Raw genomic sequence first — 14197 nt, forward strand, 5'->3', positions numbered from 1 at the left:
GGAGTTTCGGGAGCAACGATAACACTTCAATCCGTAAACTATAATGGATTAACAGGTAATTATGTAGCAGGACAATCATTTACATCTGGTTCAAATCTTGTTGAAAGTTTGGCAAATACTACTACTTCATCAGTTACTGTTGAATATACATTTGCAGTTTCAGCAAGTGGATGTGCTAACCCTTCAACTCAAACAGTATCAGTTGTAGTTAGTCCGATACCTTCTTTAGTGGTTACCAATAATAGCTCATCAATATGTAGCGGAGAGACTACGGATATACAACTTTCAGGTACTACTAGTGGAGCGACAATAAGTCTGGCAGCAGTTAATTATAATGGATTAACAGGTGGCGGATATGGAGCAGGAGGAACTTTAAGTTATGGAGATGCAATAGCTGAAACCTTAACTAACCCTGGGTTGACTCCAATAACAATAGATTATGTATTTACAGTAAGTGGAAATGGATGTACCGGAGCTACAATTACAGAAAGTGTAACAGTATCACCAACACCGGATCTAACAATTACAAATAATACTCCAGCTGTTTGTAGTGGAGAAACTATAAATCTCAGATTAAATAGTGGAGTTTCGGGAGCAACGATAACACTTCAATCCGTAAACTATAATGGATTAACAGGTAATTATGTAGCAGGACAATCATTTACATCTGGTTCAAACCTTGTTGAAAGTTTGGCAAATACTACTACTTCATCAGTTACTGTTGAATATACATTTGCAGTTTCAGCTAGTGGATGTGCTAATCCTTCAACTCAAACAGTATCAGTTGTTGTTAGTCCTCAATTGAATATTTCGAATCCTATATCAGATCTTTCTGACGAAATTTGTACTGGAGACCAATTGAATTTTACTCCAACGTCAACAGTTTCAGGAACAGTATTTAATTGGACTTCAACTATAGTTGGTTCGATAGATCCTGCCACTGTTACAGCAAATGGAAGTGGACCAATTAACGATACCCCTTTAAATACCGGGACTGCAATTGGTGAAATCATATATACGATTACACCAGAATTTAATGGTTGCACCGGGCTATCAAGAGAGTATGTTGTAAAAGTAAATCCTGAAGTTCAAGTATCAGTAGCATCAAATACCATTGATATTTGTGGGAATCAGACAACAAATATTCAATTAAACGAAGCAAACTCAATATCTGGAACCATCTTTACTTGGACAGTGGTTTCAGATGCAAATATTTCTGGAGCATCTAATGGATCGGGAACAGTTATTTCCCAGACATTAAATAATAGCTCTAATATTTCCGGAACAGTAGTTTATACAGTTACACCAAGTATTAATGGTTGTCCTGGAAACCCTTATGATATAACTGTTACAGTAAAACCAATACCAACAGTTTCAGCATTACCTTCAGCAGAGTCCATTTGTAATGGTACGTCTACAAATATTACACTGTCAAATCCTAATAATGTTGCAGGTACCACCTACACTTGGACTGCTACTGCTGATGCATCCATTTCAGGTGCTTCAAATGGTAGTGGAAGTGTTATTCAACAAACATTGATTAATTCAGGAAGCAATGGTGCGGTAGTTCAATATCAGATCACTCCATGGGCAAATGGTTGTGCTGGTAACCCAATCTCAGCTTTTGTAACTGTTAACCCTGAATTGATTGCAGATGCTGGAGCTGACCAGGTTATTTGTGAAGGGAGTTCAGTTACTTTAGGTGGAGCCCCATCCGCATCAGGTGGATCAGGGTCTTATAATTACAACTGGAATGGACCAAATGGATTCAGCTCAGCCTTAGCAAACCCTACAAATATTATTCCTGATGTTGGTATCAACAATTATCAGTTAGTAGTAACGGATAGTAGAGGGTGTTTGAGTATGATGGCACAAGTTACTATTACAGTAGATGAAGCTCCTCAGGTTTATGCCGGAGATGATATTCAGATATGTCGAGATGGTGAAGTTACTCTGGCTGGAAGTATTGGTGGTTCAACTTCTGAGGCTTATTGGTCTTCACCAAGTGGAACTGGAGGATTTTCTCCTTCTAATTTATTTTCTGAAGCTATTACCTATACTCCAACTCAAGCTGAAATTGATGCTCGACAAGTAGTATTAACTTTGACTACCAATGACCCTGCAGGACCTTGTCCGGTGGTGTCAGATCAGGTGTTTATCGTTATAAATGACCTTCCAAATGCAGGATTTACAGGGTTACCAACAGAATTAGCTGAAAATGATCCGCCTGTAGAATTAACACCATTTAATTCGGGAGGTAACTTCTTCTTTAACGGAATAAATTTTGGTACGAATTTCTTTGATCCTAACCCAAATACCGGGACCAATGCAAGTCTTGGTGATAATGATATCACATATACATTTACTGATATTAATGGATGTACGAATAGTACCACACAAACAGTATTTATAAATGCATTAACTCCAATAAACTTCTTTGTAGGGGATAGTACAGTTGATGCTTCAGGAAATCCGGTCGTTTGTTCAAATGAAGGACTTCAATTATTAGTTGGGGTTCCTACACCAGATCAGGCCGTTTATGATGCCAACACACCGCCTAATACAGTGGGGTTCTTTACTGGGGCAAATGTTATTGAAATAAATGGAGAGTTCTATTTTGATCCGGCCGCAGCTGGTACTGGAATTCATCAGGTAACATATACTTATACAAATGAAAGTAGTGCAACGAATAAACTGACAAAAGATCTTTTCGTGTTTGGAGCACCTATTATTGATTTTTCAGTTTCAGAGCAATGTGTAAGTGACCCAGTAGCCTTTGAAGATAAATCAACTATAGAAGCTTCACCATTTAGTGAAGGGTTGGTTTCATGGAATTGGGAGTTTGGAGATGCTTCAATGAATGATAATCGTCAGGATCCTGATCATCAATATTCATTTGCAGGATCATATGATGTGACACTAACTGCAACTACAGCCAGAGGATGTACAGACACTGGTACAAAAACCGTAAAGGTAGGTGCAGTTCCACAAATTGACTTCCTTGTTTCAAGAGTTTGTAATGGAGATCAATCAATTTTTACACCTAATGTATCTTTACCAGATACTGAAATTGTTGGATGGCTATGGGAATTTGGAGATGGAACACAGTCAGTAAATAAGAATGCAACATATACATATCCTGCACAAGGAAATTATATGACTTCTCTTACTGTGGAAACAACTGAAGGCTGTATTGAAACCAAGCAAGAAGAGATATTCATTCTTCCAAGAGTGGTGTTGACCAATGATCCTGTAAACCCTTATTTAGCAACATTTAATAGCGGACTTGAAGGTTGGGTTGCTCAAGGTGAAAACTTAAGCTGGGAAGTGGGGAATCCTTCTGCAGGAACAATAAACTCGATAGATGGACAGGCATGGGTGACCAATGCTTCAGGTTCTCCATCAGTTTCAGAAGATAGCTGGGTTAACTGTCCGTGCTTTGATTTCAGTAATACTTCTCGTCCAATGCTAAGTCTTGACTATTTCTCAGATCTGTTTAGTGAAGATGGTGCAGTGATACAGTATTCACTTAATGGCGGTGAGACTTGGGAAGTGTTGGGTCAAACTAATGAAGGCATTAACTGGTACTCTAGTAATAAAGTAACTTCAAGACCAGGTAATCAGGATGGCTTTAATAGTTATGGATGGAATACTTCTGAAACAGATTGGAAAACAGGTAGAATTTATCTTGATGAGTTAATTGGACAGCCTTCTGTAAGGCTAAGAGTTGCCTTCTCAACAGGTCCAAACCCTCCATTAGGTTCTCAATTTGATGGATTTGCATTTGACAATTTCAAGATATTTGAAAGAAGCAGAAATGTTTTGGTTGAGCAATTCTCCAATCTTGATCCTTCTGTATTAACAGGTACAGTGGAAAGTATCGATCGTCTTCAAAATGTAGGTGATGAGGTGTTGTTAATGCATTATTTTATGGACATTCCTTTTGCTGATAGTTTATATGACGCAAATAGAGGAGATCAGGGAGCAAGGGGACTTTACTATTCAATTTCACAAACTCCAACTACAGTAATTGATGGAAATATCTATAATGGGCTTTCATCAGATTGGATTGTTGATGATGTTTTAACAAGAAGTTTGATTGATCCTGATTTTAATGTAGATATTGATTTTCCTGTACCAAATGAAAGATATATTCTAACATTTGATGTAGATATAACTAGTATCTATGATAGGGCAGCAGAGGATCTATTTGTTCAAACTGTTGTTGTCGAGAACGAAGTAATGCTTAGTAATGGAGATATAATTCCTAATCTAGTTAAGCAATTTATGCCAAGTGCTGCTGGTACATTGTATAGATTTAACTGGGCTCAAGGAGAAAGACGTTCTCTAAGATTTGATTGGGAAATTACAGCTTATGACCCTTCACAACTGGGAGTAATTGTATTTATTCAGAATAGTAATGGAGAGGTACTTCAATCTCAATTCGTGAAAGCTCCTGACTTTGGATATGAAAATTCGTTATTGACAGGTATTGAAGATGATTTTGAAAATACTAAAGTATTACTATATCCAAACCCGGCTAAAGAACATACTACTCTTTTATTGGAAGAACCTACTAAAAAGGATATTGAATTAATATTGTATGATAGTAAAGGGTCAGTAATACGAGAGGATATTATATTAAAAGGAAATAAGGAAATTGAAATTGATCTGATAGGTCTTCCTACAGGAATATATAACCTTCAATTAGTGAATGAAGGTCAATCATTGGGTACACTTAGAGTTATTAAAAATTAGCATTAAACTTATAATTGATTTTAATGATTTTTAATTTTATATTGATAGCTTGATAAACTAAATGCCCTGAATGAAGACTGACTCAAATTATTCTCTTTTGAAAGAGAGAATCTATTTTTTGTTGGAGGCAGCTGATAAACCATTGGCTTTATTGTCTAAAAGAGATAAAGCTATAGTTTCGTTTAACTCCAATAAAATTTCCGGTGGATCAATTGAGAATATTTCCGGAATTTTTGAAAGTATTGATTTATCTAATATTGAGTCAGGAGGTCTTTATCCTTTAAAGTCCTCGGAATTTTTATTTTGTCAGTTAGTAAACTCAAAGGATGATGCAGATTTAATTTATGCATTAATTCTTGGTAAAGGGGATGTTCCGAATTCAGTAATTCCCGAATTAAACCCATGTATTCGTTCTAATAGATTAATAGTCTCAAAAGAGTCTGGTGTGATACATTCATTATCAGATAATTTTTGTGAATTATTTAACTACTCAAGAGAAGATCTTATTGGTAAAAAAGTATCTGAAATAATTGGTACTAAAGCACAATTTCTATTACAAAAAGGTAACACCGTGTTTAATGGAAAACTGTGTTTAGGCGCAAATGGAGAAGTTCGATGGGGCAATCTTAGAACTATGGGTGCCTACCGAGTCAACAATAATGAATTTTTGATTGTTGATTTTGATGATCTAACCCAGAGTCATTTGAGAAGTTTACAATATTTTCAAATGATGCGTCAATTTGGTGAGTCAATAATTGTTGTAGATCAGGAGACACTTAATATTATTGATATAAATTCTGCTACGATGAATCTCACAGGGATGACCCAGGAGGAATTGATATCAAGAAAGGTAACAGAAATATTGCCAGATATATACCCTTCAAATTCCGGGAGTTATCAGGTTTGGGTAACTACAATAAAGGAGTTATCAAATGCAGGTGGTAATTATGTCAAAAGATGCACATTAAACACTGCAAAGAGACAAGTATCCGTAGAGGTTTCCATTCACTACCATTACCTAGATAATAGAGGGTATTTCACAATTTTGCTTCGGGATATAACAAAGCAACTTAAAGCAGAATATGCCCTTAAAGATAGTAGGGAAAAGCTTAGAGTTCTTTTCAATAATGTAGAGTGCGGTATTTTGGTTACAAGTACTCAAAATCATATAGTTGGAGTTAATCGAACTTTTGAACAGATGGTCGGCTTTTCTGAGCCGGAGCTGGTAGGAAGAAATATAGACTCAATATTTAATGAAGCAAGTTTCAATTTTGATGTTGATGATATTCTAAGAAAAAAAGGTAGTAATAAAATAACTACAGTTCTTAATGCGAATAATGAAGAGATATTTTTATTAAATAAACGATCACATGTATATGGATCTGATGATAGGGTCAGATTACATATATATATGTTAGAAGATATTACAGACTACTTGATGACCTATCAGAAAAGTAGAGAGCAAGAATCATTACTTGAATCTGTAAATGCAAATCTTAAGGAAGCTATTTATAGGTGTATTAGAGGTAAAGGTTTAGTATATGCAAATAAGGCATTTGTCGAGTTGTTTGGTTTTAATTCACTTGAAGAAGCTCTTGAGACTACAGACAGCGAACTTAATAATTTATATCTTGATAATAAGAGGAGAAAATCGATACTTCTTCAAGCCAGGAATAAAGGGTTTATAAAAGGAGCAGAAGCAAGATTTTTAAGAAAAGACGGAAAAAAATGGTGGGGCTTGTTGAATTGTACGGTCAATAAAAATCATTCCGGTGAATGGGTTATTGATGGTGCAATAGTGGATATAAGTTTAAGAAAAGAGGCTGAGGAGAAAGCTCGGGCAAATCAGGAATTACTTAAATCTGTAAACGAAAATATCCATGATGCAATTTATAGGTCAACTATAAATGATAAAATAATTTATTTTAATAAAGCATTTTATAACCTCTTTGGGTTTAAGAATGAAGAGGAATTGATGGGAATTAATCCTGAAGACTTGTATAGAAATGTTGCTGACAGAGCTAATATCCTTAAGGAAGTTCTCGCTAATGGTTCAGTCAAGAATAGAGAAGTTCCATTTGTTAGAAATGACGGCTCGGGGTTTTGGGGACTAATCAGTGTTAGTAAAATAGTAGGTGAGGATGGTCAGGTTTATTTAAATGGCGCAATAAGGGATATTACTGAGAGAAAAATTGCTCAACTGAATCTTAAAAAGAAAAATGAAGAATTAAATAAGATTAATTCTCAGCTTGATAAGTTCGTTTATAGTGCCAGTCATGATTTGAGAGCTCCATTGACTTCACTTTTAGGATTGATAAATATTGCCGAAAAAGATTATGACAATCTTGAGCAGTATTTTGATCTGATGAAAAAGAGTATCAATAAGCAAGATGGGTTTATCAAAGATATAATTGATTTTTCCAGAAATAAAGAAATGCCAGAGAGCATAACAAAAGTTGAAATTGATTCATTCTTTAAAGAGATCCTCGATAATTTAATATATAGCAGCAAGAACAAGAATATAAAAGTAAATCTTATAATATCTGATAATCATGAAGACCTATATTGTGATAGCAAAAGGTTGTCAATAGTTTTATCAAATTTAATATCAAATGCCTTTAAATATGCAGATGTGAGTAAGGAGTTATCTTACGTGAATATTAATGTATCCATTGATAAAAACTATGGGGTGTTTGAAGTAGAAGATAATGGAATTGGTATTGACAGTAAGTATATAGATAAAATATTTGAGATGTTCTTTAGAGCCCATGATACATCTTATGGCTCAGGAATTGGTCTCTATATTGTTAAGGAAACTGTTGAAAAAATGAACGGTCAGATATTTGTAGACTCGGTTATAAAAAAAGGCACCAAGTTTAATGTCATGGTGCCTAATAAGGTCAAGAATTTTATTAGTTAAACTATTTTTACCAAATAGTAATTTTTCTTTCCTTTTTGAATTAAGAAATATTTGTTTTCTAATGGATTGAAATCGAAATCTGCATTTCCATCAGTAATTTTTTCCTTATTTATTGAGATGCCACCTTCCTTTATCATTCTTCTGGCTTCACCTTTACTTTTGAAAATTAAGTCTCCAATATGATCTCCTAGGAAATCTGTTACTGTCATACTTTCCGGAGCTGATATTTCTTTTTGAGGAACTGCCTCAAAAACTTGAAGTAAAGTCCTTTCATTTAATGCTTCAAGATCAGACTTTGAACTTTTTCCAAAAAGAATGTTAGTTGCTTTTTTTGCAGTTTCAAGATCATCTTCACCATGAACCATCCTTGTTATGTCTTCTGCTAAAGCATTTTGAAGAACTCTCAGATGTGGAGCTTCCTCATGTTCCTTCTCAAGGGCTTCAATTTCATCCTTTGTTTTAAGAGTAAATACCCTGATAAGTTTTTTACTATCTTCATCAGAGCAATTCAACCAGAATTGGTAGAATTGATAAGGAGAAGTCATTTCTGCATCAAGCCATACGTTTCCTCCTTCAGATTTACCGAATTTTGTTCCATCAGACTTGGTTACTAATGGTGCAGTTAGAGCAAAAGCATCGCCCTGAGCCTTACGACGGATATATTCCGTTCCAGTAGTAATATTTCCCCACTGATCCGATCCACCCATTTGAATTTTCACATTATGGTTGGCATATAAATGGTAGAAATCATACCCTTGAAGTAACTGATATGTGAATTCTGTAAATGAAATACCTGTTTCCAGTCTTTTCTTGACACTATCTTTTGCAAGCATATAATTTACAGAGATGTGCTTTCCATTATCTCTTAGGAATTCAAGGAAACCAAAGTTTTTGAACCAATCGTAGTTGTTCAAAATCTCCGCAGAGTTTTCTCCACAATCAAAATCCAGAAACTGCTCTAGCTGTTTTTTGATACCTTCCTGATTTTCTCTTAGAGTTTCTTCATCAAGCAATTTTCTTTCTGCAGCCTTAAATGATGGGTCCCCAATCATTCCTGTAGCACCTCCTACTAAAGCAATAGGTTTGTGGCCGGCACGCTGAAAATGTACTAGTAACATGATTGTTGCCAGGTTACCAATGTGAAGAGATTTAGCTGTAGGATCAAATCCTATATAACCAGAAGTTATTTCATTTTTAAGCTGTTCTTCAGTTCCAGGTGTCATGTCATGCACCATTCCTCTCCAACGTAGTTCTTCTATAAAATCTGGCTTCATTTAATTATAAGTTTTAAAATTTTTGGCAAATATAAGGTTCATTTTTGGTTTAAGGGATAAAAACATCAATATTCCTGATTTGTGTTTAATCAATGATTATTTATTTAACTTTGCAATTCGTTAAGTTATAAAGTATTTGCCCTCAATTGCTTTTTATTTGTTTTTAATTAAAAAAAGAGATCTATGTTAAATGTACGTCTGTATTTGGCGGTAATGGTTACAATTTTTTTATTCTCTTGCGGAGGGGATCTTTCTGAACAAGGAGATAAATTGTATAAAAGCGGAAAGTATCAAGAAGCAATAAAATCTTATTCTGAATATCTTGAAACTTACCCTAGTAATGAAATTGTATTATACAATAGGGGGAGAAGTTATGAAGAATTAGGTATGACTGAAGAAGCTATAGCTGATTATCAGCAAGTATTAAAAATTGACGATCGCCACATGAATAGCCGATTAGGACTTGCTTCGTTGTTTTATAAGAATGGAGATTATTCTTCTGCTGAAATTATTCTAACTGAGTCTATGAAAATTAGTCCTGAAAACCCGAATGTGCTGGCATTGAGAGGTAAAGTAAATTTTCAGATGAGTAATTTTAAGCAAGCAATTGATGATTTGTCAAAAGCATTAAGAATTAAACCTGATATGTCTGACGCCTACTATTTTAGAGGATTAGCAAATATTGGAGCTAATAAAAAATCTAGTGGATGTAGTGATTTGAAAAAGGCAGTATCGATGGGTGTGGAAGTTGCTCAGAATTCTGTTGATAAATATTGTAAATAAACGACCTTATAATAAATAAAGAAAAGGAGCCTTTTGGCTCCTTTTTTTATGTTATTTCTTAAAGTTATTCGAAACAATTAAATCTTTAGTGCCATGCCCGTAAGAATAAAATCCTTCACCTGATTTAACTCCTAATTTACCTGCCTGAACCATGTTAACTAATAAAGGACATGGTGCATATTTCGGATTTCCAAAGCCATCTTGAAGAACTCTTAAGATTGATAAGCATACATCAAGACCAATAAAATCAGCTAATTGTAAAGGTCCCATTGGATGTGCCATTCCTAATTTCATAACAGTATCTATTTCTTCAACACCTGCAACTCCTTCAAATAATGAATAAATTGCTTCATTGATCATCGGCATTAATATTCTGTTAGCTACAAATCCAGGATAATCATTAACTTCTACAGGTATCTTTCCAATATTTTTAGAAAGGTTCATTATAGTTTCAGTGATTTCATCAGTAGTTGCATAACCTCTGATAACCTCGATAAGTTTCATAACCGGAACTGGGTTCATGAAGTGCATACCAATAACTTTATCTGGTCGGTTAGTTACTGAGCCAATTTTTGTAATACTGATTGACGATGTATTAGTTGATAGAATACAGTTTTCTGGACATAGTTTATCTAGTTCCCTGAAGATATCAAGCTTTATTTTTTCATTTTCAGTAGCAGCTTCAACAACAAGGTCGGCTTTACTTACTCCTGCCTTCATGTCAGTAGTAAATGTGATGTTAGAAAGGGTAGAATTTTTCTTCGCTTCATCAATAAGCTCTTTATTAATTTGCCTGTCAAGGTTTTTACCTATAGTTGCTTTGGCTTTTTCTAATGCTTGTTCATTGATGTCAATAAGGTGAACACTGTAATCACACTGAGCAAATACATGTGCTATACCATTTCCCATAGTGCCTGAACCTATAACTGCTATATTCTTCATTATTAATTATGTTTATTGAGTTTTGGCCCTGAAATTAAAAAATCCAATGCTCTTCAGAAAGAACATTGGATAAAAGCTTTTTGTGATCGACTTTTTTTATGCCAATTTAAAGATGTCTGAAGGTTTTTCACACAATACAGCCTTCTTGTTTCTGATCACTATTGGCGCTTTGATCAGATCCGGATTGTTGTAAAGCACATTTAACCAGCCATCCATTGTATAGGCATGGCCTCTTACTTTCTCCTGATATTTAGGTAGTGCTTTGTTCAGTAATCTCTTTGGAGGAATATTTAACATGTTAATTATTTCCTTCCACATCAGCTTGCTAACTTTTGTACGGTTATAATCAATATCATTCACGTGGTTTGATACTGAATATGCGTATGCCTTGGTCTGCTTGCCATTATTCGTCGCCGAATCGTAGATAAGCATTAGTTCATTAGGGTGAAATTGCATGGCAGTAACATTTGGTGTAGATAAATAATATAGCGAATTTTTGCCAATAATCAAATACCTAAAATCACATATTTTATTACTACAACGTTTGATATAAGTCTTTTAACTAATTGAAATCAAGTATAATAGCTTGAGTTGGACTTAATATCATGCTTTCACCTATGGTGATTTTGTCACCTGTAAGGATGTTTGTTGCAACTTCACCTTGCTTTATTGATTCTCTATATCTATTTAGATTTAAGGTGATATTTGTTGAATTATTATTGATTATAACAATTACCTTTTTATCATTATATTTTCTTTCATACACATAAACTTCATTTTCAGGTATATAATGTTTCAATGTTCCTTTGGCAATAGCTTCTGAATCTTTTCTCCAATTCATCAGGGTTTTCATAAACTCAAGACTTTCAGATTGGAGTTTAGAAACATTTACTCCTGTAAACACATTAACACTATCTCCTTCCCATCCACCAGGAAAATCTGCTCTTAATACACCATGATCACCATATCCATTCATTACAACCTCTGTACCGTAAAGTAGCTGAGGAATACCTCTTGTTGTCATGAGTGTAACCATTGCTAATTTGAATTTTGAATAATCATTATTTAGTGTGTGTAAAATTCTATCCATATCATGATTGTCTGCAAAGATTTTATTCATGAATGGATTATCAAATAGGAAATCTTTAGCCAAAACTTCATATAGGTTATAAACGCTGCCTTCAGGTTTAAAAGCATTTTGAATTGCAATGCATACCGGGAAATCAGATATGCTGGGCAAGTATGAATTGTATTCTTCATCCTCAGAATCTTTTTTACCTGCCCAGTAGGATTCTAATGAGGCATGATTTAACCAGGTTTCTCCAACAATATAAAATCCAGGGTATTCTGATTTAACTCGTTGAACCCATCTTGCCATCATATCCTTGTCAGGGTAGGGGTATGTATCCATTCTAATACCATCGATTCCGGAATACTCAATCCACCAAAGACTTGCTTGTATCAAATAGTCAGCTAATAGTTGATTTTTTTGGTTTAAATCAGGCATAGTTTCAACAAACCATCCATCAACCATTCTTTTATGGTCATATTCAGATGCGTATGGATCTGATACTACAGCTCCGGTATAATTGGTTTGAGTATATTCATCCCATTGATGGATCCAATCTTCTGATGGTAAGTCCTTCACCCAGTAATGATTTGAGCCAATATGATTAAAGATTAAATCCATGACAACCTTCATTTCCCGATCATGAGTCTTACTAACAAAATCTTTATAAAGTTCGTTAGAACCCAGTCTTATGTCAATATGATAATAGTCTGTGATCGAGTATCCATGATAGGAATAAGAAGGCATATTATTTTCCTGAACAGGGTTTAACCAGATCGTGGTTACCCCGAGGTTATCTATATAATCGAGGTTATTGATTATCCCTTGTATATCGCCACCGTGTTTTCCTCCCGGGTTTTGCCTGTTTGCCTTTTCAAGATATCCGTCTACTGAATTGCTTGAAGGATCTCCATCAGCAAATCTATCAGGCATTATTAAATAAAGAACATCCCCGGAATTGATCTCTTTTAAATCCTTATGTTTTTTCTTTTTATGTAATTGATATTCAAATCTTAATTTCTTTCCATCTTTTAAAAAATCAATGTTTAAAGGCCCTTCTTTTCTGGTAGGATCAATTTTTAAATACAAAAAGAGGTAATTGGGATTTTCAGTAGTTTTTTTATCAACTATTGAAACCTTGTGATCTTTTATTTCTATTTCTGATAAGGATATATCAGGTCCATAAAGCATAAGTTGGAAAGTTGGGTCTTCCATACCAATGTACCAATGAAGAGGCTCTGCTTTATCAATCTTGGGCTGGGCTAAATTTGGAATGCAAAAAAGGATTGTTATTCCAATGAGTAAAAATGAGTTTTTCATGATAAAAGAAAGAGGCTCAAAAAAAAATGAGCCTCCGTGTATTAAAAGTTTCTATTATTAGCATTTAGATTTTCAAATGCAACTACTAATCTTTTCTTAAGTGCTTCTTCACCTTTTCGTAACCAGACTCTAGGGTCATAATATTTTTTATTTGGTTTATCATCTCCATCCGGATTACCAATTTGGGCCTGAAGATAGCCCCTGTTAGCTTCATAATAACCTCTGATACCATCCCAGAATGCCCATTGAAGGTCTGTGTCAATATTCATTTTTATTGCACCATATTCAATAGCCTCAGTGATTTTTTCTGGTTCTGATCCTGATCCACCATGAAATACGAAATCAACAGGATTTGGACCTGTTCCAAATTTCTTTTGTATGTAATCTTGTGAGTCTTTAAGGATTACAGGCGTTAACTCTACGTTTCCAGGCTTGTAAACACCATGAACATTACCAAATGCAGCTGCTACTGTAAAGTTTGGACTTATTTTCATTAGCTCTTCATAAGCATAGGCAACTTCTTCTGGCTGAGTATAAAGTTTAGAGCTATCAACATTTGTATTATCGACTCCATCTTCTTCGCCACCAGTAACTCCAAGTTCAATTTCAAGAGTCATACCTATCTTACTCATTCTTTCAAGGTATTTCTTACTGATTTCAATATTTTCTTCGATTGGTTCTTCAGAAAGATCGATCATGTGGCTGCTGAACAATGGCTGGCCATGCTGTTTGTAAAACTCCTCTCCGGCATCAAGCAGGCCATCAATCCATGGTAAAAGGTTCTTTGCAGCATGGTCAGTATGTAAAATAACCGATACGTCGTAATGCTTTGCCATAGTGTGTACATGTTGTGCACCACTTATAGCACCAGCGATTGCAGCTTGTTGGTTTTCATTGCTAAGCCCTTTACCTGCAAAAAAGGCAGCACCACCATTTGAGAATTGGATTATAACCGGGCTGTTGATGTCTCTGGCAGTTTCCAAAACAGCGTTGATACTATCTGTTCCAATAACATTTACTGCAGGGAGAGCGTAATTATTTTCATTTGCATGGGCAAATAGTTCTTTTACTTCATCTCCCCAAAGAACACCACTTCTTAAAGTTTTCTTCACTTCAGTCATAAATTTTTTA

8 protein-coding genes are annotated in these 14197 nt (G+C 34.8%); 3 read left to right on the forward strand and 5 right to left on the reverse strand.

Features of this window, described 5'->3' with window-relative positions:
• The coding region (locus HH304_RS18560) for a PKD-like domain-containing protein (RefSeq protein ID WP_169684786.1) at positions 1-4758 on the forward strand (4758 nt) is incomplete at its 5' end.
• Between the two features lie 70 nt (positions 4759-4828).
• On the forward strand, positions 4829-7678 hold the full coding sequence (locus tag HH304_RS18565) for a PAS domain S-box protein (RefSeq protein ID WP_169684787.1): 2850 nt from the start codon (positions 4829-4831) through the stop codon (positions 7676-7678).
• Here HH304_RS18565 and tyrS read toward each other — a convergent pair.
• Positions 7675-8952, reverse strand: coding sequence for a tyrosine--tRNA ligase (tyrS, locus tag HH304_RS18570; protein ID WP_169684788.1), 1278 nt, complete (start codon positions 8950-8952; stop codon positions 7675-7677). The two genes, HH304_RS18565 and tyrS, sit on opposite strands and share 4 nt — an antisense overlap.
• Positions 8953-9135: 183 nt before the next feature.
• Here tyrS and HH304_RS18575 point away from each other — a divergent pair, with 183 nt between their 5' ends.
• Positions 9136-9735, forward strand: a complete 600-nt coding sequence (locus HH304_RS18575) for a tetratricopeptide repeat protein (protein WP_169684789.1) — start codon at positions 9136-9138, stop codon at positions 9733-9735.
• Positions 9736-9786: 51 nt separating this feature from the next.
• Here the strand turns inward: HH304_RS18575 and HH304_RS18580 are convergent, their stop codons facing one another.
• The 4 genes from HH304_RS18580 to fbaA all read right to left on the reverse strand — a co-directional run bounded on the left by HH304_RS18580 (position 9787) and on the right by fbaA (position 14187).
• Positions 9787-10677 carry a 3-hydroxyacyl-CoA dehydrogenase family protein gene (locus HH304_RS18580; RefSeq protein ID WP_169684790.1) on the reverse strand — a complete coding sequence of 297 codons (891 nt, stop codon included), beginning with the start codon at positions 10675-10677 and terminating at the stop codon, positions 9787-9789.
• A 96-nt stretch (positions 10678-10773) separates the two neighbouring features.
• Positions 10774-11133 (reverse strand): arsenate reductase family protein, encoded by a 360-nt coding sequence (locus HH304_RS18585; RefSeq protein WP_169684791.1) that lies wholly within the window; start codon positions 11131-11133, stop codon positions 10774-10776.
• Between the two features lie 106 nt (positions 11134-11239).
• Complete coding sequence (locus HH304_RS18590) at positions 11240-13066, reverse strand: glycoside hydrolase family 13 protein (protein WP_169684792.1); 1827 nt, start codon at positions 13064-13066, stop codon at positions 11240-11242.
• Between the two features lie 41 nt (positions 13067-13107).
• Complete coding sequence (gene fbaA / locus HH304_RS18595; RefSeq protein WP_169684793.1) at positions 13108-14187, reverse strand: class II fructose-bisphosphate aldolase; 1080 nt, start codon at positions 14185-14187, stop codon at positions 13108-13110.
• Between the last annotated feature and the right edge of the window lie 10 nt (positions 14188-14197).

Source organism: Marinigracilibium pacificum (assembly GCF_012926615.1).
Taxonomy (GTDB): Bacteria; Bacteroidota; Bacteroidia; order Cytophagales; family Cyclobacteriaceae; genus Mangrovivirga; species Mangrovivirga pacifica.